Origin of the sequence: Nitrospira sp. KM1 (genome assembly GCF_011405515.1) — a bacterium.
Lineage (GTDB): Bacteria > Nitrospirota > Nitrospiria > Nitrospirales > Nitrospiraceae > Nitrospira_C.
In genome coordinates this window covers 1478351-1504653 of the sequence record NZ_AP022671.1, presented here as the reverse complement: position 1 = coordinate 1504653, position 26303 = coordinate 1478351, and the positions used below count along the sequence as shown (strand labels likewise).

Genomic DNA, 26303 nt, shown 5'->3' with positions numbered 1-26303 from the left:
TGACAGATAGGAATCAAAAGTGTCAGGACCGAAACGGCTCGCCCGTGTCGATTGTATACCAAAATGATTGTTGATTGTGAACTCTTTTCTACCCGCCTACACTCCGCGAAGTGAAATTGAAAGCTCTTATTCAGAAACGGATCGACTCAGGCATGAGTCAAAGGGCCTTGGCTGAGCGGATTGGCGTCTCGCATGGCACGATCAACAACATTCTGGCAGGGGTGCGCCCCAAGAATCTTGCGACCCTTCAGACGCTTGCCGTCTACTTCAATGTGTCGGTCAGCCAGCTCTTTGATGATAAAGACGCCCAGCATGCAGCGGAGACTGAGCGCCACTATCCGGATCGGGCAAAGAAACTCCTCCAACTGGTGGAACCCCTTGACAAAGAAGAGATTGCGACGCTCGAGCGCTGCGCCGAAGCATTCGCCTCATCGGTGCCGGGAATACGTGAGCATCTTATCGGGCAGCTCAAACTCATCGAACGGCTCATCGACCATGAAATACGAGCCGCTCCACATCATAATAAAGCTCCGAGGCGCACCTCGTCCTGATTGTGGACGGGATAGCGTGTAAGGGGGAGCAGCGTTAGGTGCGAGCTTCGGGGGGATGGTTCTTGTACTCCAAAGCAGCCTGCTGTGCCGGTTCCCGGTGAGTTCCAGTCTCAGCACACCCTCAGGTGTATCCCAACTCGCATGATAGTGCAGGTGGCCGATCATCACTGCGACGCTGATAATACAAGTTCACACGGAGCAGCTCACGCGGCTCTATTGTCCCAACCCTCCCAACAACGGCATCAGTGCATTTTCGCCAGGACCGTTGCCGCTCTGCATGTCTGATTGAATTTCATCCATCAGTTGGCCGGCTTCAGGCCCCAATCCTCGTATGGTCTGGTCCAGTCTGCCCGACATGAGCTCCTGCTGAACCTGCGCATCGGTGAGCTTGCCTGATTTGATGGATTGATCGATCAACTGGGCCAACCGTTCCATTTTCTTATAGAGATCCGGAGGCAGAGCATTGAGGATGCCCGCCGCGTTGGCGGGGGTATGATTACCGGTCGATTGAGCCGCGACAGGTGCAGATGTGAACAGCATCGTGCCGATGAGAAACCACAGAACGTATTGGTTCATCGCTGGCCTCCATGAATTGTCGATTAATAAGATGCCGTGAGCCGATCATCGCGTCATATGGCGTTGTCGCAAAGACGTGAGCGAGCATTCCTCTACGCGGTTGCGTCCCGCGCGAGAGCGTCCGGTGATCGGTCCCGTATGTCGCGAGTATGTCAGGAGGACGGGCAAGCGGACAGCAAAACTAGAATTGTGTCTCCATGCTCGAGGGAGTCTTGTTCAGGACGGTGGCTGCGGCTTTTGAGAGTGCGGAGTCATTGCGGTGATCGAGGGAATAGATCCGGAACTGCACCAGCCTGGTCGGCAGCAGGTCGAGGAATTCCTCCAGCGGTTCGATGGACACGTGTTTGGTCCCTGGATCGTAAACGTAGAGCGGATTGCCTCTCCGGTCCTTGGGGTCGGGACGCGGATCGAGCGGGGCCATATCGACTCGGAATTCGATCCGTTGAAGCGAGGCCGGCAGCTCCTTCCTGATCTGTCTCCCAAAGTGCTCGTGGCTTGGGAAATCCATGCCCCGTTCCTGTCCCTTTTCCTTGAGCACCGTGCTGTAGGCCATTTTCCACTTCACGTCTCGCCCAAGAATCCGCGCCCATTCCCCGCTCAGGCGGCGTTCGGCTGCATGCCGCGACTTGGTCCAGCCCCGGACTTGTTCGAGGAGCGACCAGTCCGTGAGCGAAAGATAATCCTCCATCCGTTTGCGCGGGTCGTGCGGGAAGACGAGCTTCATGGTATCTCCGAAGATGTCGCGCAGATGAATGTCGATCGCTCTCGTCGTCCGGTGAAAGTACACGTTGGAATAGAGGTACATGCGGGTATTCAGAAACATCTGCAGCGCCGGCAGGCCGGTCTTGTGGATGGTATAGCCCTTGTCCGTGATGATCGTATAGTGGATCAACCGGGTCAGGTCCACCGGACCGACGGCCACGCCGCACATGTAAGAGTCACGCAGGACGTAGTCGAGGTTGTCTGCGGTATAGCTTCCGGAAATCACGGGCTGGAGCATGTTCAGCCAGCGCGGCAGACGGGAGTTGTCTTTTCCTTTTTCTTTCAGGATGACGTGGGCGATCTGGTCGGGATTCAATTCCTCGCCTCTGGCAAACGGCCCGGTGGGGCTTCGGCGGATCTTCCGGATGATGGAACCCAGATGGTCGCGGATGATGAGTTGCCCCAGCTTTTCGTGGCTGGCATTGAAGTCGTGGAGGTAGTTGTCGTCGAAGAAGTGGCAGAAGGGACCGTGCCCGATGTCGTGGACCAGCGCGGTGATGCGCAGGAATTCTTCCACATAGTGCGCCGATGGCACGTCAGGGGCCGCTTTCTGAAGAAACGGGTAGAGATGTTTGGCGAAACGGCCGGCCACATGCATGGTGCCGAGCGAATGGACGAACCGCGTGTGTTCGGCGGACGGGTAGACCCAGCGGGCGCTCTGCAGTTGGTAAATATAGCGCAACCGCTGCACCCAGGGACTGTCGATCAGATCCTTTTCGGTCCGCTCGTGCGGGTCGGCGCTGGCGAACGGCACGGTGAACGAGACATATTTATGGATGGGGTCGGCGATCAGCGCCGATCCGTCGTATGGGGCATTGGATGGACGGAAGAAACGGGGTGGCGTCATGTGCCTTCGCCATCTTAGCCCAGGCGGTCCCGGGGCGGCAATGGCTCGCCGGCGGCGGCCGCGTGGGAGCGACGGTATTTCGTGATGACATACAATGCGATGGGATAGGCGATGACGGCAGCGACTGCGCTCAGTACGAGACCGCCGACCAAGAACGGCACGGCATAGGGCATCACCTGATGGTAGATCCCGGTGAAACTCAGGTCGTCCCAACTGAACGACGGCACGTCCGGTCTGTTCAACAGGACGGCGCCGACCCAGTAGGTGGCGCCGAGAGTCGGTACCAGTGTCCAGGGATTGTTGACCAATGCGCCCGCCATCAAGGCGACGAAATTCAGCTTGAATGCCCAGGTGCAGAAGCCGACCAGGATCATGTGAAATCCATAGAAGGGGCAGAACGCGATGGCCGCCCCGACTGAGAACGCCAGGGCCGTCCTCTGCGGGGTTTCCTGCAGATGCAACACTTGCTTGAGCAATGTACGGAGGGAAGGCATGCGCGTCTGTGTACGGGTTCAGGTTTTGGAGGCCGGCTCAAAATGTTCGTAGCTGATGCGCGGCAATGGGCTTGTTCGACCGTCCGGCCATGACACTCGGATGCCGGCGGAGGCCGGGCGAATCACCCCGATCCGCGTCACCGGAATGTTTTGACGTGCAGCCGAGCGTTCAAAGCGGGAACGGACAGTAGAGGCAACGGTAAAGAGCAACTCATAGTCCTCACCCCCTGCCAGTGCGATCGAGGCGGCATCCAATCCAGCTGAACGGGCATAGGCGCGGAGCGCAGGCGACAGCGGGAAGGAATTCATTTGCACCTCTGCTCCAACTCCGCTCTCCCTGCACACATGCCGGAGATCGCCCGAGAGGCCGTCGGAGAGATCGATCGCCGACGTCGGGAAATTCTCGCGTGAAAGCCACTGTCCCATGGCGATGCGCGCGTCGGGACGGAGATGCCTCCGGATCAGGAAACGCCTATGAGGGAGAGACACATGAGCGTCGGATCGCTTGGGCCGCCGGGATTGAAGAAGCTTCAGGCCCGCGCGCGAATCGCCGATCGTCCCGGTCACGTAGAGCCCATCGCCGTTTCTGGCCCCGCTTCGGAGCAGCGGCCGCCCGTGCGTGGCCGATCCCGTCAGTGTGATGCTGATGAACCAGCCGCAAGCCGAAGCCGATGTATCGCCCCCTATCAAGCGGACATCATAGGGACGGCAGGCGGCCATGATTCCTCTATAGAGTCGAGCGACGTCCACGTTCTTGCCGCTTCGGGGAATAGCCAATGCCACCAGGAGATATTCGGGCCGGCCTCCCATCGCCGCAATGTCGCTGAGATTGGCCGCGGCAGCTCGATAGCCGACGTCGATCAAGGTCGCGGTTCGGAGATCGAAGTGAATGCCTTCGGCGACCAGGTCGGTTGTGAGCAGGCCTTGCCGGCCGGTCCACGAGACGACCGCGGCATCGTCGCCGATGCCGTGGGCGATGGATCGGGTCGCCCGACCGTACCGATTCCGGATGGTGCGGATCAGATCGAATTCACGAAGGGACGACCGGGCCTTGGACCGGTTTTTGGACATGCTAGAACGGTCGGATCAATGTCTGTGCGGTGACCGACACGTGGCCTGCAGCCGGCCTCGCCGCCCTGCCGGTCCGGCCGGGACGCGCGGGATGTTTGCGGGCCTGTTCCTTCGGCGAGTTGGACCGCTGGGACGAAGCGCGACCCTTAGAATTCCGGTGCAAGGCGACTTTCATCACGTCATCCATCGTATCGGCGAACACGAGATGGATGCCTTTGAGGATATGCTTGGGGATCTCGTCGAGGTCCTTCTTGTTCCGCTTCGGCAGGATCACGGTCGTCAACTTGGCGCGCTTCGCAGCGAGAATCTTTTCCTTCAAGCCTCCGATGGGCAATACGCGGCCCCTGAGCGTGATCTCGCCGGTCATCGCCAGATCGCGTCTCGCAGGGACTTGCGCCATGGCGGACGCGATGGCGGTCGCCATGGTGATGCCTGCCGATGGTCCGTCTTTCGGGATCGCACCTGCGGGAACGTGAATATGGAGATCTTGCTTCGAGAACATATCGGGATTGATGCCGAGCGTTTTCTCGCGTGAACGCACATAGCTCAGGGCGGCTTGGGCGGATTCCTTCATGACGTCCCCGAGGTGGCCGGTAAGCGTCAGTGCGCCCTTTCCCTTCATTACCGTCGCTTCGATGTACAGCACGTCGCCGCCGGCCTCCGTCCAGGCCAATCCGGTCGCGACGCCGATTTCGTCCTTTTCGAGTTCGGATTCAGGCAGGAATTTCGGCACGCCGAGATATTTGTGCAGATTTGCGGGATTGACGGGGAACCCCAGCCCCTTGCCCTCGGCGACTTTCTTGGCCACCTTGCGCATGACATTGGCGATCTCGCGCTCGAGGTTCCGGACGCCGGCCTCTCTCGTGTAGTGCATGATAATTTGCCGGATTGCCGGTTCGACGATCTTGATGTGTTTTTCAGTGATCCCGTGTTCCTGCAGCTGTCTCGGAATGAGGTATTTTTGCGCGATGCCCAGTTTTTCCTCTTCGGTATAGCCGGGAATCTCGATCACCTCCATCCGGTCCCGCAGGGCCGGCAGGATGGGATCAATCAGGTTGGCCGTGGTGATGAACATCACTTCGGTCAGATCGAACGGCACTCCGAGATAATGATCGGTAAAGGTGCTGTTCTGCTCAGGATCCAGGACCTCAAGCAGGGCAGCCGAAGGATCACCCCGGAAATCCATCCCGACCTTGTCGATCTCATCGAGCATGAACACCGGATTGTTCGTGCCCGCCTGCTTCATGCCCTGAATGATACGCCCCGGCAGCGCGCCGACATACGTGCGGCGGTGGCCACGGATCTCCGCTTCGTCGCGAACTCCGCCCAGACTGATACGGACGAACTCCCGGCCGAGCGCGCGTGCGATGGACTTGCCGAGTGATGTTTTTCCCACCCCGGGAGGGCCGACGAAACAGAGAATCGGGCCCTTCATTTTTTCTTTGAGTTTTCGGACGGCGAGATACTCCAGGATCCGCTCCTTGACTTTTTCCAGATCGTAGTGATCCTCGTTCAACACCTTCGCCGCGGCCTTGAGGTCGAGGTTGTCCTTGGATTTTTTGGACCAGGGCAGTTCGACCATCCATTCCAGATAGGTGCGAACGGTCGCGGATTCGGCCGTATCCGGGTGCATCTTTTCGAGACGTTTGATCTGCTTCTCCGTCTCCTTCAACACTTTGTCCGGCATCTTGGAGTCTTTGACACGCTTGCGGAATTCGGCGACTTCTTCGGTCCGTTCGTCCAGCTCCCCCAGTTCCTTCTGAATCGCCTTGAGCTGCTCGCGCAGGAAGTATTCACGCTGCGTCTTGTCCATCTCGCCCTTGGCCTGCGCCTGAATTTTCTGCTGCATGGACAGGACGTCGATTTCCTTGGCGAGGATCTCACTGACGTTGCGGAGGCGTTTGACAGGATCGGTGATTTCCAGCACGGACTGCGTCACTTCCACCTTGAGGCCGAGATTCGAGGCCACCATGTCGGCCAGGCGGGCCGGGTCCTCGAGGTTTTCGATGACCACCATCACGTCGGGAATGAGGACCTTGCCGAGACTCACGATCCGTTCGATCTGTTCTTTGACGGTTCGCATGACGGCTTCGGTTTCCAGATGCGAGCCGGCCGCCTTGGCTTCGGTGATCTTGTCGATCCGGACGGAATAGTAGGGTTCGGTCTGGATGTAGTTGGCGATCTTCGCCTTCGACAGCCCCTGCACGAGGATCTTGATGCGTTCGTCCGGAAGCTTGAGCATCCGCATGATGATGCCGACGGTGCCGATCGCATGGATGTCGTCCGGCGTGGGATTTTCGACATCCAACGCCTTCTGCGTCGCCAGGAAGATCATGCGGTTGCCGGCCAAGGCGGCTTCGATGGCCTTGATCGACATTTCACGTCCCACGAACAGCGGCAGGACCATATAGGGGAACACGACGATGTCCCGGACAGGGAGCAAAGGAAGCTGCTCCGGAATTTCGACGTTTTGCGGCGGCGTCAGGTCTTGTTCGATCGAATCGCTCATGAACGTGGTCTCGTGTTCCGGTTCACTGCTTCAGCGGTCTGATGCCTCTCCTCGGACGAGGATCAGGCCTTGCCGGTCCGAGTACGGCGCGCCCCTTTTGCCGGAACCATGCGTTCCCGCAGGTACTCGCCGAACTCCGATCCGAGGGAGGGATTTTTTAACGCGAACTCGACGGTGGCGATGAGAAATCCCAACTTGTCGCCGGCGTCGTAGCGCTGTCCCTGTACTTCGAGCGCGTACATCGGCGATGCCTTGGACAGCTCCTTCAAAGCATCGGTAAGTTGAATCTCGCCATTCTTGCCGGGGCGGGTCTTGCGCAAAATCGGGAAAATCTCAGGAGGAAGCACGTACCGGCCGATGACGGCCAGATTGGACGGGGCGTCGGACGGAGACGGTTTTTCGACGAGGTCCGCGACCTCATGCAGTCTCTCCATGATAGGGCGCGGAGAAACGATCCCGTACCGGTTCACCTCTTGATGCGGGACAGTCTGGACTCCCAGCACCGCGCCGTTTCGTTTCTTATAGGTATGGATGAGCTGCGCGAGTCCCGGCACGTCCGCATCAATGATCTCGTCGCCCAGGATAACGGCAAACGGTTCGTCACCGATCAACCGTTGCGCGCACAGCACGGCATGCCCGAGCCCGAGCGCTTCGGACTGACGGATGTAACAAAAGTTCGCCAGACTCGAGATATGTCTGATCTGGCTGAGGAGCTGGCCTTTGCCGTTCCCTTTGAGGTTCTCTTCCAGTTCGACCGAGCGGTCGAAGTGATCTTCAATCGCGCGTTTGCCGCGCCCCGTGATCACAATGATGTCTTCGATGCCCGACGCCACGGCTTCTTCCACCGCGTATTGAATGAGCGGTTTGTCCACCAGCGGCAACATTTCCTTGGGGGATGCCTTGGTCGCGGGTAGGAAGCGCGTGCCCAATCCAGCGGCGGGAATGACGGCTTTGCGGACGTCCGATCGGTGCATCGAGCGATACTATGTGATGGGGTCGATGATGTCAAGGAACGGACGCCGTCGTCGCCGCAAAATTCCGTCGCGTGATCCGCTTGGAAGCGCTTTACATTGAAATACTTGCCCCATATAATCCGGGAGTTTTTCACACATGTACCCGTAGCTCATGCGGCTGCGCCGGGCACGACCGCATCGTTTGTCGCCGGCTTTGGTGTTTTGCGTTCTCGATGTCCAAAGCTCTGCGTTCTCCGCCACGGGGCCCCGATGAAGGGTATTGTGCAACCATCGTGCAGGGGTGGATTCCCCCTTCTCGTGGTGTTTCTGTAGGGATGGAGCGCTGAGTCTGTGAGGGGGGCAACATATCTAAACGATTTATACTGGCTGCTGATTCTGATTCTCAGTCTGGCGTGCTGTGGTCTCTTCATCGCACAGGCCGCGGCGCAGCCGAACGACGTCAAGGTTTCGTCGATCAACATACAGGGGAACAAGAAAATCGAACTGCCGGCCATCGCCGGACGCCTGACGTTGAAACCCGGCGATCCCTATACTCAGGAAAATGTGAGGGGTCAGATCAAGATCCTTTACGACACGGGGTATTTCGAAGACGTACACGTGGAGACCGAATCCACGGCTCAGGGCGTGTCCCTGGTGTTCGTCGTCCGGGAGAAGCCGTTCATTACCGAGATTGTGTTCGACGGCAATGAGGAGCTGAGCGACGACAAGCTGAAAGAAAAAATTACGATCAAGAGCCAGGCGTTTCTCGACCAGCAGCAGGCCAAGGAAAGCGCCGAGAAAATCCGGCTCGCGTATCAGGAAGACGGGTTCTACGATTGCCAGGTTATCCCGATCGTGCAGACGCTGGACGAAGACCGCAAGCGGCTCACCTTTTTCGTCAAGGAAGGAGAGAAGGCCAAGGTCAAGACTGTGACGTTCGACGGCATGCGGGCCGCCTCGAAAGACGAGATGTTCAAAGTCATGGCTACGAGAGAATGGGTGCCCTGGTATGGTCTGGTGACTCAGTTGAAGCTCCCGTCCTTTCTCTCGGATGCCGGAGTGCTGAAGCGTGAAGAAATGAACAACGATGTGGAGCGCATCAAGGAAGTCCTGCTCAACAAAGGTTATCTGAACGTGCAGGTCGGGCTGCCCGCGGTCGAGTTGAGCGAAGATAAGAAGTGGTTTACCGTCGTGTATCCGGTCGTTGAAGGGGAGCCGTTTACCGTGTCGGAGGTAGGGTTCAGGGGCAATACCGTGTTTGAGGAGCCCGAACTCAGGGAAAATCTGAGAATCAAGGTCGGGGAGATTTTCCAGCGTCAGAAAATCCGCGACGAGGTGACCCGGCTGAATGATTTGTACGGCAGCAAGGGGTATGCCTTCGCCGATGTCTCTCCGAGCGTCAATCCCAATGCCGAAGATCGCACCGCCTCCATCATCCTCACCATCAAAGAAGGCGAGATGATGCGCATTCGGCAGATCAATGTGAACGGGAACGACAAAACAAAGGACAACGTCATTCGCCGGGAATTGCGCGTCGACGAGCAGGACGTGATCGACACGCCATCGCTGAAGCGCAGTTTCCAGCGGTTGAACAATCTCAACTTTTTCGAAACGGTCGAAATTCTTCCGCAGCAGGTCGGACCCGACAAAGTCGATCTGAACGTCCGCGTCAAGGAGAAGCCGACCGGGCAATTCAGCATCGGCGGCGGATTCAGCACCTTGGACAAGCTGGTCGCGATCGCCGACATCACGGAAGGTAATTTGGGCGGCAACGGGTGGATGGGACGGATCCGCGGACAACTCGGACAACAGCGCACGTTGGGATTGATCACCTTCCGAAACCCGTATCTGAACGATTCCTTGACGTCGATGCAGCTCGACATCTTCCGCAGCATGACGAACTACATCACGTACTTCGAAAGAAAATCCGGCGCGAGTTTGACCTTCGGCCGCTGGTTGTCGGAGTACGTCACGGGGTCGTTCAGCCTCATGGCCGAACAATTGAATTTCAGCGATCCGACCGCCGATGCGCCGGAAATCATTTTGAGACAGTTGGGCAACCAGACGACGACCGGTTTCCGCACGACCCTGGCCCGGGACACGCGCGACTATTACCTCGATCCGCGCAGCGGGTGGAGGACCAGCGTGGGATTCGATCTGGGCACGCCTTATCTCGGAGGCACGAACAATTTTTACAAATATAATATCGACATCATGAAATATACGCCGCTCCCGTACGACACCCGCTTTTCGTTCAGGGTCCGGTATGGCGCGGCAGAGGGGCTCAATGGCAAGCCGATTCCCCTGACGGAACGGTATTTCGTCGGCGGTATCAATACGATGCGCGGATTCGTCTTCGGCCGTGCGGGCCCTGTGACGCCAAGCAATTCGCTGATCGGCGCGGCAAAGGAGCTGATCTTCAACAACGATTTTATTTTTACGATCTCATCGGAAGCCAAGTTAAACGGCGTCATCTTCTTCGACTACGGCAAAGGATTTGACGACAACGAACCGGTCTCGTTCCGGCTCCGTCCGGCGGCGGGTCTCGAAGGGAGATGGATCTCGCCGTTTGGTCCGTTGCGCGCCGCGTACGGCATCAACCTGGATCCGCGGGAGGGCGAGCGAAAAGGCGTATTCGAATTTACGATCGGGTCGCTGTTTTAATCGAGTGGACGAGGAGGACGGGTGATCGGACGCAAGACAAGCGGGTTCAGATTGCTGTACGGGCTGTTCGTGGCGGCGCTATGCGCCGCGATGATGGTCGGTTGTGCGGGCTCGAAGATCGAGGGGAAGATGGGGTTGGTCGATCCGACGCGTCTGCTCAACGACTCGAACGCCGGCAAGAAGGCGAAGGACTCTCTCAGTTCGTTCTCGAAGAGCCGTCAGGCCCTGATCGAGATGGATGAAAAAGAGCTGCGCCGGATGGAAGAAGACTTCGTGAAGCAGGCGAGCGTCCTGAGCGCTGCGGCCAAAAGCGAGCGCGAACAAATCTTTCGCCGCCGCATGGCCGAATATCAGCAGAAGGCCGCCGAATTGAACCGTGAGGTGCAGGAGAAACAGAAGGACGTGCTCGATGCGTTTCGGGAAAAGTTAGAGGTCGTGGTCGAAAAAGTTGCGAAGCGCCACGACCTGCAGGTGGTGTTGGACAAGGGGAAAGGCGGCCCTACAGTGTACAGTGACGGCGCGCTTGATTTGACCGCGGAAGTGATCGAAGAGTTCAATCGAGAATATCCATGATGGACAGCCGCGCACGATGGATTCACACGAATGAGGAGGGCGGGCGATGAGACAGATCGGAGCAGTTGGACTGTTGGCCGGAACGGCGATATGGCTGATGATGCTGCCGGCCGGAGCGGCGGATGCGTTACGCGTCGCCGTGATGGATCAACAGGCCGTCATCGAAAAATCCAAGGCAGGAAAACGGGTGCTCGAAGAACTCAAGGCCTACAGCGCGACGAGGCAGAAAATCATCAATTCCGATGATCAGGAGTTGAAAGAGCTTGAACAAGGCACCCGCGACACGAAATTAAGCGATACGGGCAGGCAGGAAAAGCAAAACCAGTTTCAGGTGAAGCTCGAGGCCTACCAGCGGCGGTTGGCGGATTTCAACCGGGAAATTCAGCAGAAGCAGCGGGAAATGGTCGCCGAATATTCGAAAAAGGTTCAAGATGCGGCACAGGTGGTCGCGCAAAAAGAAGGCTTCACCGCCGTGATCGACAAAGGAAACGAGTCGGTGATCAGGATTGTGCTGTACCATCAGCCGGCATTGGATGTCACCGAACAGGTCGTGAAGGAATTCGATCGTCAGAACAAGTGAGATGTTATATATAGCCCCGAGCACAGTGCGCACGTCTGAACGGACGGAGTGGCGGGTGGCCGGAGCAAATGGGTTCGGCGGACGAGACCGCGTGAAACGGCGCCGCGACGTGTCGATCAGGACGCGCAGGTAAAATACGGAACATGTCGGAGGATTGACGATGTCAGTGATGGAGCAGGCCGATATTCAAGCACTCTTACCCCATCGCTACCCATTTCTCTTGGTCGACCGGGTGCTCGAATTGGACCCCGACCGGCGGATTGTCGGGATCAAGAACGTGACGATCAACGAGCCTTTTTTTCAGGGGCATTTCCCCGGTCGCCCGGTCATGCCGGGCGTCCTGATCATCGAGGCCATGGCCCAGGTCGGAGGATTGCTCGCATTCAAATCCATGGGGCAGGCGGCGAAGCCGGTGGTGTATCTGACGGGCATCGATGGCGCAAAGTTCAGGAAGCCCGTCGTGCCGGGAGACCGTCTGCGTTTCGAAATCGACGTGGTGAAAAAGCGCGCGCCGTTTTGGAAGATGCAAGGCAAGGCGTTCGTGGAAGGGGAGTTGGTGTGCGAAGCGGAAGTCACGGCCATGGTCACGGAAGAGAAGGCGTAGACCATCGCGTGCGCGAGGCCGCCGGCGCCCGTCGAGGCGCACGGCGCGATAGGCGGCGGTTGACGAACAGATCTGGAGGTTCAGCGTGCAGATTCATCCACAGGCAATCGTCCATCCCAAGGCCAAGCTGGCCGACGACGTCGTTGTCGGGCCGTTTTGCACGGTCGGCGAACATGTGACGATCGACGCCGGCAGCAGGTTGATTTCTCATGTCACGGTCGATGGCTGGACACAAATTGGGAAACGGTGCGAACTCCACCCGTTTGTCTCGATCGGCGGACCTCCTCAGCACCTGCAATACAAAGGAGACCCGACGACGGTCGTCATCGGTGACGACAATATTTTCAGGGAATACGTGACGGTGAACCGCGCAACGGTGGAGGGAGGCGGCGTCACGAGCATCGGATCCAGGAATTTTCTCATGGCGTACGTGCACGTTGCCCACGACTGTCATCTGGGGAGCCATCTCATCCTTGCGAACGCGGCGAGCCTCGCCGGACACATCACGATCGGGGACCACGCGATCATCGGAGGGTTGAGCGGAATCCATCAATACGTCAGGATCGGCGCCTATTCCATGGTCGGCGGATGTTGCGCGATCGGACAAGATCTTCCTCCGTTCATGCGCGCTGCCGGGGGGTATCGGGCGCGGATGTACGGCCTCAATACCGTCGGGCTTCGCCGTCACGGGTTCACGGCGGATCGCATCGCCGTGTTGAAAAAGGCCTATGACGTCCTGTTTCGGTCCGGTCATAAGCTGGCGGAAGCGGCAAAACTGGTCAAAGCCGAGTTCAGCGATCAACCGGACGTCATGACGATGTTGGCGTTTCTGGAAGGGACGAAGCGCGGGGTCTGCAGGTCGGTCGAAGTGGATCAGGAGCACGAGGAGTAACCGGTGTCCCAGGCGCCGCAAGTGGCCGGAGGGGAACGGCTCGGGTTGATCGCCGGCAACGGACGTTTCCCCATCATTTTTGCCGACAACGCGCGCAAGCTTGGATATCAGATTTCGGCCGTGGCACACGACGGAGAAACAGACCCCGAACTCACGGATCACGTCGAACGTATCCATTGGATCAAAATCGGGCAGCTGAACAAGCTCATCAAAGCCTTCAAGGAGGATGGCGTCCGGAAGGCGGTGATGCTGGGCGGTATCAAGAAAACCCATGTGTTCACCACGGTGCGGCCTGACTTCCGTGCCCTCGCCCTGGCCACCAGACTCGCGCTGTGGAAAGACGACGATATTCTCCGTGAAATTGCCGGCGAATTGGAGCGCGACGGGATCACGATTTGTGAATCGACATTCGGCCTTGAAGGCATCCTCGCAGAGGAAGGAACCCTGTCCCGCCGTGAGCCCAGTCAGAAGGAGTGGGAAGATATCCGTTATGGATGGGATGTCGCTCAGGAGATCGGCCGCCTCGACATCGGGCAATGCGTCGTCATCAAGGATCGGGTCGTCGTTGCCGTTGAGGCGGTCGAGGGCACGGATGATGCGATCAGGCGTGGCGGCCAGCTGGCGAAGGACGGCGCGGTCGTGGTGAAACGGAGCAAACCTCAACAGGATTTGCGCTTCGACCTTCCTGCCATCGGACCTCGTACCATTGAGGTGATGGCGTCGGTCAAGGCGGCTGTGCTGGCGGTCGAGGCGGGACGGACCGTTCTCATTGATCGCGAGCAGACGTTGGAAACAGCCCGGTCGGCAGGAATCGCGATCGTCGGACTCGTCAAACCCGAACCATCCGGAGGACCCCCAAACCAGTGACACCGATGAAAGCAGGCGTGATTGGCGTGGGTCACCTCGGTCAACATCACGCACGCCTGTATGCGTCGTTGCCCGGCGCGCAACTGATCGGCGTCACCGATCAATCACCCGAGCGGGCGAACGCCATCGCCGGCCGACATGGAACCCGCGTGTTCCCGTCGGTTGAGGCACTGGTCCGGGAGGTTGACCTCGTCAGTGTCGCCGTGCCGACTTCGTCCCATCACGCCGTCGCCAAAACCTGTCTCGAAGCCGGCGTCCACGTTTTGGTTGAGAAACCCATTGCCGTGACCTCAGCCGAGGCGCAGGAACTGGTGCAACTCGCCGGCCGCAAGAACCTTCGCCTTCAGGTAGGTCATAGCGAACAGTTCAATCCGGTCATGCAGGTCATCAGGCCGCACATCATCCGGCCGGTCTTTATCGAGTGCCACCGGCTGAGCAGCTTCAGCGAGCGGGGGACGGATGTAGACGTCGTCCTCGATCTGATGATTCATGATCTGGACATGGTGTTGTCCTTCCAGCCTGGACCCGTGGAAGACGTGCAGGCGGCGGGCGTTCCGGTGCTGTCTTCCACCATTGATATCGCGAACGCCCGTATCCAGTTCAAGAGCGGGTGCGTGGCGAATTTGACCGCCAGCCGGGTGTCGACCAATAAAATGCGGAGGCTGCGACTGTTCCAGCGCGACAATTATGTGTCCATCGATTTTCAAGCGCGACAGGGCATGGTGTGCCGTCGCGATGCCAAACAGGGTGAGAAACCGGCCATTACCTTCGAGCAGCTGCAGGGAGGCGAGGAGGAGCCGCTGAAGCTCCAGCTCGAGGCGTTTCTGCAGGCCGTGTCGGAGGGCACAAGGCCGGTCGTGTCCGGGGAGGACGGGTTGGCGGCGCTGGATCTGGCGCATCAGGTCCTGCGAGCGATTGAAATGTTCGCACGGCGGCATCACACCTCCGACGACGCCGGCACGCCCGGCGTTGGAGACACATCCCGTTGAGTAGACGCATCACACCGGTCCATTCGGAACCATGCCACGCATCCTTATTGTGACCGGCGAAGCATCGGGCGATCTTCATGGAGCCAATCTGGCTCGAGCGATTCTCTCATTGGATCCTGCCACGGAATTAGTCGGCATTGGCGGCACCGGAATGCGTGACGCCGGCGTCAAATTGATCCCCGGCATTCCGCAGCTCGATGTGATGGGACTGATCGGACTATCGGCCGTTCGAAGCGTGGTCCGCCGCATCAGAGCGATCCGGAGGGTGTTGAAATCCGAATCCTGGGACCTGGTCGTTCTCATCGACAATCCCGGGCTGAACTTTCATTTTGCGCGTGTGGCCAAAGCCGCCGGCCTGAGGGTGCTCTATTACATCGCGCCACAAGTGTGGGCGTGGAGGCCGCGCCGCATGAAGTGGATCCAGCGAAGAGTGGACCATGTCGTGGTGATTCTGCCGTTCGAGGAAGAACTCTATCGGCAAGCGGGTGTGCGGTGCACCTTTGTCGGCCATCCGCTTCTCGACGCCGTGGCGCCGAGCTACGATCGGGCCGAGCTCATGCGGCGCTTCGAATTGGCTCCTGAGGGACCGGTGGTAGGCCTGTTGCCGGGCAGCCGGGCCGCCGAAGTCAAAATGTTGATGCCGGTCCTGTTGCAAGCTGCGGCGAAACTCGCTGCAGCCGACCCGCGGACTCAATTCATCGTGGCCAGGGCCTCATCGATTGACGACGCGCTCATCCATTCGCTCGTTGACAGCAGCCCCGTTCCGGTTCGTATTGTCCGCGAGCAGGCGAGCGAGGTCATGGCGGCATCGGATGCCCTCCTGATCGCGTCCGGGACCGCGACATTGCAGGCCGCCGTCGTCGGGACTCCGATGGTCCTGTTGTATAAAACCACGCCGGTGACCTACCAATTGGCCCGCAGGCTCATCCGAGTGAAATGGATCGGTCTCGTCAACCTCGTTGCCGGCCGCACCATTGTGCCGGAATATATCCAGCACGATGCGACACCCGATCGATTGAGCGCCGAGATCCGCCGTCTCTTGACCGATAGACGCGCATGTAGTGAGATGAAGGCCGGCCTCCGCGAGGTCCGCGAGTCTCTTGGGATCCCGGGAGCATCGCATCGCGCAGCCAAGGTGGTGCTGGCAGAATGTCGGGCCTAGATCGTTTCATACGTCTCGTCCGCTACCTGAAGCCGTATCGGCTCAGACTCGCAGCTGCGTTCGTCTGTTCGGCGCTCGTGGCCGTGTTCTCAGGCGCGTACGCCTGGCTCGTCAAACCCGTGCTCGACGAGATCTTTATCAACAAGAACGAAGGTCTTCTGGTTATCCTCCCGCTGGCCCTGTTCATCGTCTCTGTACTCAAGAGCGCGTTCAATTACGGTCAGAATTATCTGATGAATTTCGTCGGCAACCAGGTGATTGCCGATATTCGACAGGAGTTGTTTGGAAAACTCATCCGCTTGCCGGTCGGCTATCACGACGCCAATACGTCCGGGCGTCTGGTGTCGCGGGTCGTCAACGATGTGACGTTGATGGCCAATGCCGTTGCAGGGGTGCTGAAAGATATTTTCCAGCAGGGACTCACGTTTTTGGCGATGCTGGGCGTGATCGTCTATCAAAACTGGCAGCTGGCGGGGCTGTCGATCATCGTCATCCCGCTCGCAGTCGTCACGATGGTACGGATGGGAAAGCGGTTGCGCGCGCTGGCGACCAGCGGTCAAGAACGCATGGGTGATATGGCTTCCACGCTGCAGGAAACGTTGGCCGGCATCCGCATGGTCAAGGCCTATGGCCGGGAAGAGGCGGAAGCGGAACGGTTCAAGCGCAGCAATAAGGCCTTTCTCAACACGACGATGAAGGCCATCCAGGTTTCCTCGCTGGGATCCTCGCATATGGAGGTCATCGGCGTGCTGGGGATCGCCGGCATTATCTGGTACGGCGGATTTCTCGTGATCAAGGACGCCATGACGCCCGGCGCGTTCTTCTCATTTTTGACCGCCATGTTCATGGCCTACACCCCGCTCCGGAAGCTCTCCGGATCCAACAATACGATCCAGCAGGCGCTCGCCGCGGCGGAACGGGTCTTCGGGGTCATCGATCTGAAATCGGAACAGGAACAGGAGCGGGGGCAGTTGACGCTGCCGCCGATCAGCCGATCCGTGACATATCAGGACGTCACCTTTCATTACGAAGGGCAGAGCGTTCCGGCGCTTGCCGACATCGACCTGACCATCCGTGCAGGAGAAATGGTGGCGATCGTCGGCAGCAGCGGGAGCGGTAAGACGACGCTCGTCAATCTGTTGCCGCGATTCTACGAGCCGACCGCCGGGCGAATTCTCATCGATGGGATCGACATCCAGTCCTACACGCTCCAGTCGCTTCGGTCGCAGATCGGCATCGTCTCGCAGGAGGTGGTGCTCTTCGACGATTCGATCCGCAACAACATCGCGTTCGGGCGCCGCAACGCGACGGATGAACAGATTATCCAGGCGGCCCGGCAGGCCTATGCGCATGATTTCGTGGACCGCCTTCCGCAACGCTACGACACGGTGATCGGCGAAAAGGGCGTCAAGTTGTCTGGAGGCGAACGCCAGCGGCTGGCCATTGCGCGCGCCATTTTGCGCGATCCGCCGCTGCTCATTCTGGACGAAGCGACCTCCGCGCTGGATACGGAGTCCGAACGCGTCGTCCAGCTGGCGCTGGGCAATCTCATGCAGAACCGTACCACGGTCGTCATCGCGCATCGGCTGTCTACGATTCAACGGGCCCACCGAATCATCGTGTTCGACCGCGGCTCGATTGTCGAGATCGGAACGCACGAAGAGTTGCTGCTGCGGGGCGGCGTCTACAAACGCCTGCATGCCATGCAATTCCAGGATATGCCCAATGGCTAGCCGGCTGAACAAACGTTTGCAACGTTGGCTGAAGCTCAGCGTGCTGCCTCCGGTTGGTGCGTCGATCATCCGGGGGCTCGGACGGTCCATGCGGATTGAGACGCTCGGGTCTGAAGACATCGATGCGCTCTATCGTGAGGGACAGCGTGCGATCATCGCGTTCTGGCATGCGCAGCAGCTCATGATGCCGCTGACCTACCGCGGTAAGAAGGCCCATATCCTGATCAGTCAGCACGAAGACGGGGAAATCATCGCGCGGATCGTCGGCCGGTTCGGATTCGGAACCGTGCGGGGATCCAGTACAAGAGGGGGCGTCGAGGCGTTGCGGGAATTGATCCGCCTGGGCCGGAGCGGGATGGACCTTGTCGTGACTCCGGATGGACCGAAGGGACCGCGACAATCGGTGAAGTTCGGCGTGATTCAACTGGCCCGCGCATCGGGTCTTCCGATCGTCCCGCTCGCATTCGGCTGCTCAAAAAAAAACTCTTCGCGAGCTGGGACCGGTTCATGGTCCCATACCCATTCTCCCGCGGTTGTTACGTCTGGGGGGCGCCGCTCTGGGTTCCTCGTGACGCGGACGCGCCGCTGCAGGAAGCCAAACGGCTGGAACTCGAAGCCGCGCTGAACCGCCTCACGGCCAAGGCTGACGACACGGCAGGGGCCTGATCCATGTGGAATGTCCTGTATAACCTGGGTTTGCTCCTCGCCTTTCCCGTGATTGTGGCCGTTCTCGTATCCAAACCACGGTGTCGGCGCGGCTTGCGTCAGCGACTGGGCATGGCTCCGCCCGCTCCCGATCCTTCCGGCCGGCCGGTCGTATGGATTCATGCCGTCTCGCTGGGTGAAGCGGTCGCCGTGACTCCGTTGGTCTTGGCGCTTCACCACAGGCATCCTGAACTCCGGTTCATGGTTTCCACCGTTACCGAGACCGGACGTGAAGCCGTAGAGCAGCGCCTGGCCGGAATTGCGGAACATTGTTATGCGCCGCTTGATTTTCCCTGGGCCGTTTCCCGCACGATCGCCTCTCTCCGTCCGATCATCTATATCTTCGTCGAAACCGAGTTGTGGCCGAATCTCCTCAGGTCGCTCTCCCTGGCAGGCGTTCCGACAGTTATGGTGAACGGGAGGCTGTCGACACGGTCGTTCGCGCGACAGCAGTGGAAGCCCGTGCGCGCGTTTTACCGGCCCATGTTGCGGTCGCTCCGGCTTTGCCTCATGCAGTCGGACCGTGACGTCGAACGCATTGTCGCTCTCGGGGCCGACCCAGCCGGCGTACGCCGCACGGGCAATATCAAATTCGATCAGATGACTCCGAGCATTGCCGGTCAGAGGGACCTCAGGGAGGCTCTCGGATTCGGTCCCGATGATCTCCTGATTGTGGCGGGAAGCACCCATCCGGGTGAGGAAGAGGCGTTGATGGGATGCTATCACACGATCATCGAACGCTATCCGACGGCACGGTTGATCGTGGCTCCTCGACATATCGAACGAAGCGGTCAGGTGGAATCCCTGGCGCGCGACCGTGGGTTCACTGTCCGGCGGCGCAGCGCCATCGAAGGGCGCGGGCGAACGGATAAGCCGCAGGTGCTCGTTTTGGATTCGCGCGGCGAACTGGCGGCGGTGTATCGTGAGGCCCTCGTGGCATTTGTGGGAGGAACCTTGGTTCCGGTTGGAGGACACAATCTTCTGGAACCGGCTGTATGGGGAAAGCCGGTGGTATTTGGTCCCCATACGGACCATTGCGCCGAAATCGCCAACCTGTTGCTGCAGGCTCGAGGTGGCGTTCGTGTAACAGACGAAACAGATCTGACCGGTCGAATGATGGCTCTATTTGAACAGATCGAAGAACGCCATCGCATGGGGCAGGCGGCGCTCAGCGTGGTGAAGCAAAATCAAGGGGCGCTGGAGGCGACGCTGGAGGCGATCGAACAAGTGCTCACCGCGGATTCCCCACGCCCTTCCCCTCCGGTCTCCGCTCCTCCGCTGTCGTTGGTGACAGAACGGTAACATGTCATGTTGAATCCGGGAACGCCCATCCGTCGGTGGCTGCTCTGGGTCGCAGCACCGTATGCCCTGGCGGCGCGTCTGCGCGCCTGGTTGTATGGACGAGGGTGGTTCCGACAGCGGCGGCTTCCGGTTCCCGTGATCAGTGTCGGCAACCTGACGATGGGGGGCACAGGAAAGACGCCTGTCGTCATCCGTCTGGCAGAATGGTTGTCTGCAGAAGGAAAACGGGTGGCGATCTTGAGTCGAGGTTATCGACGGAACAGCACCGTCTCCAAGCTCCTCGTTTCGAACGGGCAGGATATTCTGGCCGGCCCCGAGGAAGCGGGGGACGAGCCGCACCTCATGGCGCGGCGCTGTCCGAAGGCGATCGTCGCGGTCGGAGCCGACCGGTACGAACTGGGACGGTGGATACTGGACCGTCACTCCGTGGACTGCATTCTGCTCGACGACGGGTTTCAACATCTTGGTCTGCATCGCGACGTCGACATATTGCTGATCGATGCCACGGACGTGGACGGCCTCGGGGCCTCGCTGCCGGCCGGCAGATTGAGGGAGCCCATCCAGGCCGCGCATCGTGCCACGAGCGTGATGATCACGCGCGCGGACGATCCTGATCTTGTGACAGCCGCCCTCACTCGACTCCGGACTGTCCTCTCGCGCGACCTTATCCCGGGGCAAATCATCTTCAGGCCCGAGGCGCTGGTGTCTGTGGCTTCCGATGAGCGGCGATCGATTCAGTGGGGTCGTGGCAAGACAGCGCTTCTCTGCAGCGGTATCGGCAACGCGGCATCCTTCCGAATGCTGGCCGAAGCGACGGGGCTCTCCATACTGGACGAGACGTCGTACGCCGATCACCATCGGTATACTCCGGTAGACGTGAATGATATCCGAGGCAGAGCCAAGGCAGTCCGGGCCGAACTCGTCGTGACAACCGAAAAGGATGCCGGCAAGCTCGCGCGCCTGATCGGAGCAGATGAGGCCATCTGGTGGGCTCTCCGTATCGGTGCGGAGGTCACATCGGGAGAAGACCGGCTCAGGGAGTTGGTGACCCATCTGCCTGCAGCCCGAATGACGGAGGCTTGTGCGTAGCGGTCCAATACATCGCATTCTGGTTCGTGCGCCCAACTGGCTCGGGGATGCCGTCATGTGCGAGCCTGCCATTCGCGGCATCAAGCGCCTGTACCCCAGCGCGGCGCTCTCTCTCCTCGTGAAACCGGCGATCGGGGACCTGTTCACCGGACATCCGGCGGTGGATCAGATCATTGTCTATGACTGGAAGGAACGCCATGCCGGGCTCATCGGGAAATGGACATTGGCCCGTGAACTCCGCAACGGGCGTTTTGATGTGGCCGTGCTTTTCCAAAATGCCTTTGAAGCCGCGCTGTTGGCGTATCTGGCTGGAATTCCCTCGCGCCACGGCTACGCGACGGACGGCCGCACGTTCCTGTTGTCGGATCCGATCAGCGTGTCCAATCGCCGAGGGTCGGTTCATCAAGTTCATTATTATTGGAACTTGCTCCGGCCGCTGGGTCTTTCCGGTGAACCGGATGCGCCGAAGTTGTCCCTGTTGCCTGAAGAGTCGCAGGCCATCGATGAACGGTTGCTACCATCCGGCATCAGGGCCTCGGATCTGATCGTCGGCATCAATCCGGGGTCGACATATGGAGGAGCAAAACGATGGCTGCCTGCCCGGTTTGCTGAAGCAGCCGCAAGACTTTGCCGGCAAGTGCAGGAGGGCGGGAATAAACGCGTCGCGGTCGTCATCATCGGCGCCAAGGGCGAGGAAGCGATAGGCGCCGAGATAGCCGGGCAATTGACGGTTCCTGTCGTCGTCCTGTCCGGAGCTACGACTATCCGCCAGCTGATGGCGGCCGTCGCCCGCTGCTCCATATTGTTGACGAACGATACCGGCCCAATGCATATCGCTGCGGCCATGAACGTTCCCGTCGTGGCCATCTTCGGCCCTACCGATTGGAAAACGACGTCACCCGTCGGCGAGATTCATACGCTGGTACGCCATCCTGTCGACTGCGCACCGTGCATGTTGCGGGAATGTCCGATCGACCATCGCTGCATGACGGGGGTTTCGGTTCAACACGTCCTGGAGGCCGCAACCCCGCGACTCCCGGCGTCATTTGGACTGCGAGACCTCACCGGCATCGGGCCTCAAGGGGCGGATTCGAGCCTCAAGGAAATCAAAGCCGAGTTCAATATATTGGAGGGAACGACGATCTTCCTCGACCGCGACGGCACGCTCAATGTGGACCCCGGTTATTTGAAATCAGCGGCGGATCTCAAGCTGTTGCCCGGCGTTCCCGAGGCGCTGGCCCGGTTCAAGGCTGCAGGGGCGCGACTGGTCGTCGTGACGAATCAATCCGGCGTGGCGAGAGGATTTCTGACGCTGAAAGATCTCGATGCCATTCACGCCAGACTGCAGGGTCTGCTCGAGCAGCACGATGCCGCGCTCGATGCCATCTATTTTTGTCCGCACCATCCGGACGACGGATGTCTCTGCCGAAAACCCGGCCGCGGTATGGTCGACCGTGCGGTTGCGGAATTGCAGTTGGATCTGAAGAAATCCTACGTGATCGGCGACCATGCGCGCGATATGCAGTTGGCCCGCATCATCGGAGCACGCGCGGTGCTCGTCACCGGCGGCGTCGTCGATGCTCCTGCGCTCGAAGCGCTGAAAGCCGAGCAGGCGATGCCCGATGCCGTGGCCGCCACGATGACGGAAGCCGTGGAGTGGATCCTTCGTGATGCGTCTCAGGCAAAGAAAGCCGAGACCGTTTCGGAGCCGGTGAGCGGGCGTCAAGCGTGAACCGATGGAAGACTATCGAAGAATTCTGTTTGTCAAGCCGAGTTCCCTCGGCGATATCGTGCACGCGATGCCGGCGTTGGCTGCTCTTCGCCGCCGTTATCCTGCTGCTGCCATCACCTGGCTGGTCAAACGCGAATGGTCGGCCATCGTCGAGCGAATCGAAGGGGTGCACCGGACCTGGTCTGTCGACCGTGGGTTTGCGGGATGGTTATCTCAAATTCCGGCGTTGCGGAAGGAACAATTCGATCTGGCGGTCGATCTTCAGGGGCTTTTGAGAAGCGCCTTCATGGCATGGGGGAGCGGCGCCGGTCGACGAGTGGGATTTGCCCGCGCACGCGAGGGCAGTCCATGGTTCTACTCGGACAGGATCGAGGTTCCCACGCCCGACATGCATGCCGTCGACCGCTATCTGCTGATCGCGAAGGCACTCGGAGCGACTTTGGGAGGAAATCCGGAGTTTTCATTCAGGATACCGGATAGCGATCATATTACCGTAGACCGTCTGCTGCGGGATGCGGGCCTTGAAATAGGCCGGCCGTGGATCGCGATGAACGTGTCGGCCCGCTGGCCGACGAAGCGATGGCCGGCCGGCTCGTTTGCCGCGGTGGCGGACCGAATACAAGAGGAGAGGCTGGGGGCGGTGGTCTTTACGGGCGGGCCTGCCGAACGTGGAGATGCGGAACGTGTGAAGGCGTTGATGCGTACGAAACCGATGGACATCACGGGCGCTTCAAGCGTCGGTGTACTTCCGGCGCTGTTGTCACGCGCGTCGGTTCTCGTGACGAACGATTCGGGGCCGATGCACGTGGCTGCGGCGGTGGGGACTCCGGTGGTCGCCGTCTTCGGACCGACGAGTCCGGCCCGCACGGGCCCCTACGGGTCCGGACACCGCGTATTGAAGACGTCGATTCCCTGTTCACCGTGTTTCAGCCGCACCTGCCGGAACGCCGTGACGCTTGAATGTCTGCATCTGGTGTCGCCGGAGCAGGTCATGGCGGCGGTCGAATCCCAATTCGCCGGACGTATGGCATCGAAATGAATGTCCTGCTGGCCCGTCCCGACGGCATCGGAGATCAGATTCTCTGCCTGCCGTCAGCCACGGCGTTGAAACGGGCGATGCCGCAGGCCCGGGTCACATTTCTTTCGAGCGTCTATGCTGCGCCGGTGCTTCATCACCACGCCGATCTCGACGAGATTTGGACCGTGACAGGGCGGGAACCGTTGCGCGAGTTGATCGCCATGTTCCGCCGGGGCATCGATGCCGTGGTATTTCTCAAGCCGTTCCGCCGGCTCATGTGGGCGGCGTTTCTCGCCCGCGTTCCGATACGGGTGGCCACCGGATACCGATGGTACAGTGTGTTGGCGAACAGGAGAATCTACGAACACCGCAAGGATTTTTCCAAGCACGAGATCGAGTACAACGTCGGTATGTTGCGGGGTTTGGGAGTCTCTGTCGGATCGGCGGCGCCTCCACGACTGGTTCTGACCGATGAGGAGCGCGAAGCGGCTCGGCGACGACTGTCCGGGTTGGGAGTCCCTCGGGTTGTGTTGCATCCAGGCGGTTTTGCCGCGCGTCGCTGGCGGATCGAGTCATATCGCGACCTCGCTGAGCATCTGCAGCGGGCAGGAATGCAGGTCGTGCTGACCGGAAGTCCGGGCGAAGCGGCACAGTTTTCCAAGGATGTCCTCTCGCAACGGCCGCTTCCCGAGGGAACCGTGAATCTGATGGGAACCTTATCAGTGCGCGAACTGATGGCACTCATCGCCGAGAGCCACGCGGTGGTGTCCGGAGCCACGGGCCCTGCTCATATCGCCGCCGGATTGGAAGTCCCGAACGTGAGTCTGTTTGATCCTCGCCGGAACAATCTTCCCACTCGATGGAAGCCGTTGGGGTTCGGAGTGGTTCTGAGACCGGATGTGCCCACCTGTGAAAAATGTATTTATGAAGCCTGTCCGTATTGGGACTGTCTGGACCGGCTGACCGTCGAAACCGTGGCGGAGCAGGTCCGGCAGGTCATTGCCAAGCGCGCGCCCCTGAAGGTCGTGCATGTCTAAGTTCTCCGTGTACGTGATCGCGTATAACGATGAGCCCAACATGCGCGCCTGCCTGGAATCGGTGAAATGGGCGGACGAGTTGATCGTCGTGGATTCTCACAGCACCGACCGCACGGCGGCCATCGCGCGCGAATTTACGGATCGGATCCATCAGGTCGAGTTCAAGGGGTTCGGCGATCTCCGCAATCGGGCGCTGGCCTATTGTTCGCACGATTGGGTATTCAGCCTGGACAGTGATGAACGCATGACTCTCGAACTGCGAGAGGAGATCATGCGGCTGCTGGAAGGACACCCCGCTGCGGACGCGTACTTCGTACCGCGGAAAAACTATTTTCTGGGGCACTGGATCAGACACTGCGGCTGGTATCCCGACTATCGCCAGCCGCAGCTGTTCCGTAAAAGCCGGTTCCGATATCGGCAGGAACTGGTTCATGAAGGGTTCGACTGTGACGGTCCGGTGGGGTACCTCGCCCAGCCCGCCCTGCAGTTCCCTTTCCGCGACATCGATCACTATGTCGAGAAGCAGGATCGCTATTCAACGCTGATGGCCGCGCGCATGGACGGCCAGGGGCGCCGGTTTCGCGGGCACCAACTGGTGACGCATCCGCTGGCGTCGTTCGTAAAAATGTACATCCAACGGAGGGGATTTCTGGACGGCATGCCCGGGTTGATTCTTTCAGGGCTCTATGCCTATTACACAGTCATGAAATACGCCAAGCTGTGGGAACGGCAGCGGGACGGCGCGTGAAAGTCAGCGGCTTTACGTTTTGCCGCAATGCGGTCAAATACGATTACCCAATCGTGGAATCGATATGCTCCGCGCTGCCCGTCTGCGATGAGTTCATCGTCAACGTCGGCCGGTGCGAAGACGGCACGCTGGACTTGATCAGGTCGATCCGCGATCCCAGGATCAGAATCGTCGAATCGGTGTGGGACGAAGCGCTGCGCAAGGACGGCCTGATCTACTCGCAGCAAACCAATATCGCGCTATCCCATTGTACGGGTGATTGGGGACTCTATATCCAGGCCGACGAAGTCTTGCACGAGGAGGATTTGCCGGCGCTCCGGCAGGCGATGGCGGACCATGTCGGCCATCCTGACATCAAGGGGCTCCTGTTTCGCTATCTGCATTTCGTCGCCGACTACTGGTCGACCAATCCGTGGTTCTATCACAAGGCGGTGCGCGTGATCCGGAACAATGGAGAGGTAGAATCCTGCGGCGATGCGGTCGGCTTTCACGTCAAGACGGCCAGGCAATATTTGCAAAGCGGCCCACCGCAGTGGCTGGCCCACTCGGGAGCCCGGATGTTCCACTACGGTTGGGTCAAGGATCCACGGGTTATGCTGGAAAAAAAACGAGAGCAGGTCGCCGTCTATCATGGCGATCAGGTGCCGGCCGCCGAGGCACGGCAGCTGGCGCATGAGACATTCCAATTCGAAGATTACGCGGTCCTCAAGGAGTTCCGGGGGCGTCATCCCGCAGTCATGGCGGACCGGATACGACGGGCCTCCCGCTGGGGACGGCGGCGCAACCGTTGGTTGACCCCGGCGTTTTACCGGAACGTGCTGACACGCGGGTTCCGCGGGTGATGT

General features: G+C 59.6%; 24 protein-coding genes. 18 read left to right on the top strand and 6 right to left on the bottom strand.

All coding sequences use genetic code 11. The features are described 5' to 3' along the window. The first annotated feature begins 110 nt into the window (after window positions 1-110). Complete coding sequence (locus W02_RS06830) at window positions 111-551, top strand: helix-turn-helix domain-containing protein (protein ID WP_255458570.1); 441 nt, start codon at window positions 111-113, stop codon at window positions 549-551. A gap of 213 nt (window positions 552-764) precedes the next feature. Here the strand turns inward: W02_RS06830 and W02_RS06825 are convergent, their stop codons facing one another. From W02_RS06825 to galU, 6 genes are all read right to left on the bottom strand, one after another. Further along, window positions 765-1127: a hypothetical protein gene (locus W02_RS06825; RefSeq protein WP_173046063.1), complete on the bottom strand. Its 363-nt coding sequence runs from the start codon at window positions 1125-1127 to the stop codon at window positions 765-767. 181 nt (window positions 1128-1308) lie between these two features. Further along, a complete protein-coding gene (locus W02_RS06820) occupies window positions 1309-2736 on the bottom strand; it encodes an HD domain-containing protein (RefSeq protein ID WP_173046061.1) in 1428 nt (475 codons plus the stop codon). A gap of 14 nt (window positions 2737-2750) precedes the next feature. Then, a complete protein-coding gene (locus W02_RS06815) occupies window positions 2751-3230 on the bottom strand; it encodes a DUF2062 domain-containing protein (RefSeq protein ID WP_173046058.1) in 480 nt (159 codons plus the stop codon). An 18-nt stretch (window positions 3231-3248) separates the two neighbouring features. Then, window positions 3249-4301 carry a thiamine-phosphate kinase gene (gene thiL, locus W02_RS06810; protein WP_173046056.1) on the bottom strand — a complete coding sequence of 351 codons (1053 nt, stop codon included), beginning with the start codon at window positions 4299-4301 and terminating at the stop codon, window positions 3249-3251. 1 nt (window position 4302) lies between these two features. Next, complete coding sequence (gene lon / locus W02_RS06805; RefSeq protein ID WP_173046054.1) at window positions 4303-6810, bottom strand: endopeptidase La; 2508 nt, start codon at window positions 6808-6810, stop codon at window positions 4303-4305. Between the two features lie 62 nt (window positions 6811-6872). Further along, window positions 6873-7784, bottom strand: a complete 912-nt coding sequence (gene galU, locus W02_RS06800) for a UTP--glucose-1-phosphate uridylyltransferase GalU (RefSeq protein ID WP_173046052.1) — start codon at window positions 7782-7784, stop codon at window positions 6873-6875. A 330-nt stretch (window positions 7785-8114) separates the two neighbouring features. Between galU and bamA the strand changes: the two genes are divergently transcribed. From bamA to W02_RS06715, 17 genes are all read left to right on the top strand, one after another. Further along, window positions 8115-10427, top strand: coding sequence for an outer membrane protein assembly factor BamA (bamA, locus tag W02_RS06795; protein WP_232068667.1), 2313 nt, complete (start codon window positions 8115-8117; stop codon window positions 10425-10427). A 129-nt stretch (window positions 10428-10556) separates the two neighbouring features. Next, a complete protein-coding gene (locus tag W02_RS06790; RefSeq protein WP_173046050.1) occupies window positions 10557-11000 on the top strand; it encodes an OmpH family outer membrane protein in 444 nt (147 codons plus the stop codon). A gap of 46 nt (window positions 11001-11046) precedes the next feature. Continuing rightward, a complete protein-coding gene (locus tag W02_RS06785) occupies window positions 11047-11580 on the top strand; it encodes an OmpH family outer membrane protein (RefSeq protein ID WP_173046048.1) in 534 nt (177 codons plus the stop codon). Between the two features lie 160 nt (window positions 11581-11740). Beyond that, window positions 11741-12184: a 3-hydroxyacyl-ACP dehydratase FabZ gene (fabZ, locus tag W02_RS06780; RefSeq protein ID WP_173046046.1), complete on the top strand. Its 444-nt coding sequence runs from the start codon at window positions 11741-11743 to the stop codon at window positions 12182-12184. Between the two features lie 85 nt (window positions 12185-12269). Further along, window positions 12270-13076, top strand: a complete 807-nt coding sequence (gene lpxA, locus W02_RS06775) for an acyl-ACP--UDP-N-acetylglucosamine O-acyltransferase (protein ID WP_173046044.1) — start codon at window positions 12270-12272, stop codon at window positions 13074-13076. A gap of 3 nt (window positions 13077-13079) precedes the next feature. Beyond that, the gene (locus W02_RS06770) at window positions 13080-13943 is read left to right on the top strand and encodes an LpxI family protein (RefSeq protein ID WP_197742163.1); all 864 of its coding nucleotides are present in this window, start codon (window positions 13080-13082) and stop codon (window positions 13941-13943) included. 5 nt (window positions 13944-13948) lie between these two features. Next, window positions 13949-14932 carry a Gfo/Idh/MocA family protein gene (locus tag W02_RS06765; protein WP_232068717.1) on the top strand — a complete coding sequence of 328 codons (984 nt, stop codon included), beginning with the start codon at window positions 13949-13951 and terminating at the stop codon, window positions 14930-14932. 31 nt (window positions 14933-14963) lie between these two features. Next, on the top strand, window positions 14964-16094 hold the full coding sequence (lpxB, locus tag W02_RS06760) for a lipid-A-disaccharide synthase (RefSeq protein ID WP_173046039.1): 1131 nt from the start codon (window positions 14964-14966) through the stop codon (window positions 16092-16094). Next, complete coding sequence (gene msbA / locus W02_RS06755) at window positions 16082-17827, top strand: lipid A export permease/ATP-binding protein MsbA (RefSeq protein ID WP_173046037.1); 1746 nt, start codon at window positions 16082-16084, stop codon at window positions 17825-17827. Before lpxB ends, msbA begins: the two co-directional genes overlap by 13 nt. Continuing rightward, on the top strand, window positions 17820-18452 hold the full coding sequence (locus tag W02_RS06750; protein ID WP_232068666.1) for a lysophospholipid acyltransferase family protein: 633 nt from the start codon (window positions 17820-17822) through the stop codon (window positions 18450-18452). Before msbA ends, W02_RS06750 begins: the two co-directional genes overlap by 8 nt. 44 nt (window positions 18453-18496) lie before the next feature. Beyond that, window positions 18497-19834: a 3-deoxy-D-manno-octulosonic acid transferase gene (locus W02_RS06745; protein ID WP_173046033.1), complete on the top strand. Its 1338-nt coding sequence runs from the start codon at window positions 18497-18499 to the stop codon at window positions 19832-19834. Between the two features lie 6 nt (window positions 19835-19840). After that, a complete protein-coding gene (lpxK, locus tag W02_RS06740) occupies window positions 19841-20923 on the top strand; it encodes a tetraacyldisaccharide 4'-kinase (RefSeq protein ID WP_173046031.1) in 1083 nt (360 codons plus the stop codon). Continuing rightward, window positions 20916-22655, top strand: a complete 1740-nt coding sequence (gene waaF, locus W02_RS06735) for a lipopolysaccharide heptosyltransferase II (protein WP_173046029.1) — start codon at window positions 20916-20918, stop codon at window positions 22653-22655. The genes lpxK and waaF (W02_RS06735) overlap by 8 nt, the downstream gene beginning before the upstream one ends. A gap of 4 nt (window positions 22656-22659) precedes the next feature. Next, window positions 22660-23694, top strand: a complete 1035-nt coding sequence (gene waaF, locus W02_RS06730) for a lipopolysaccharide heptosyltransferase II (RefSeq protein ID WP_173046027.1) — start codon at window positions 22660-22662, stop codon at window positions 23692-23694. Then, entirely contained in the window at window positions 23616-24710 is a 1095-nt protein-coding gene (locus W02_RS06725) for a glycosyltransferase family 9 protein (protein ID WP_173046025.1), read from the top strand. Before waaF (W02_RS06730) ends, W02_RS06725 begins: the two co-directional genes overlap by 79 nt. Then, a complete protein-coding gene (locus W02_RS06720) occupies window positions 24703-25458 on the top strand; it encodes a glycosyltransferase family 2 protein (protein ID WP_173046017.1) in 756 nt (251 codons plus the stop codon). Before W02_RS06725 ends, W02_RS06720 begins: the two co-directional genes overlap by 8 nt. Beyond that, window positions 25455-26300: a glycosyltransferase gene (locus W02_RS06715; protein ID WP_173046015.1), complete on the top strand. Its 846-nt coding sequence runs from the start codon at window positions 25455-25457 to the stop codon at window positions 26298-26300. Before W02_RS06720 ends, W02_RS06715 begins: the two co-directional genes overlap by 4 nt. The last annotated feature ends 3 nt before the right edge of the window (window positions 26301-26303 follow it).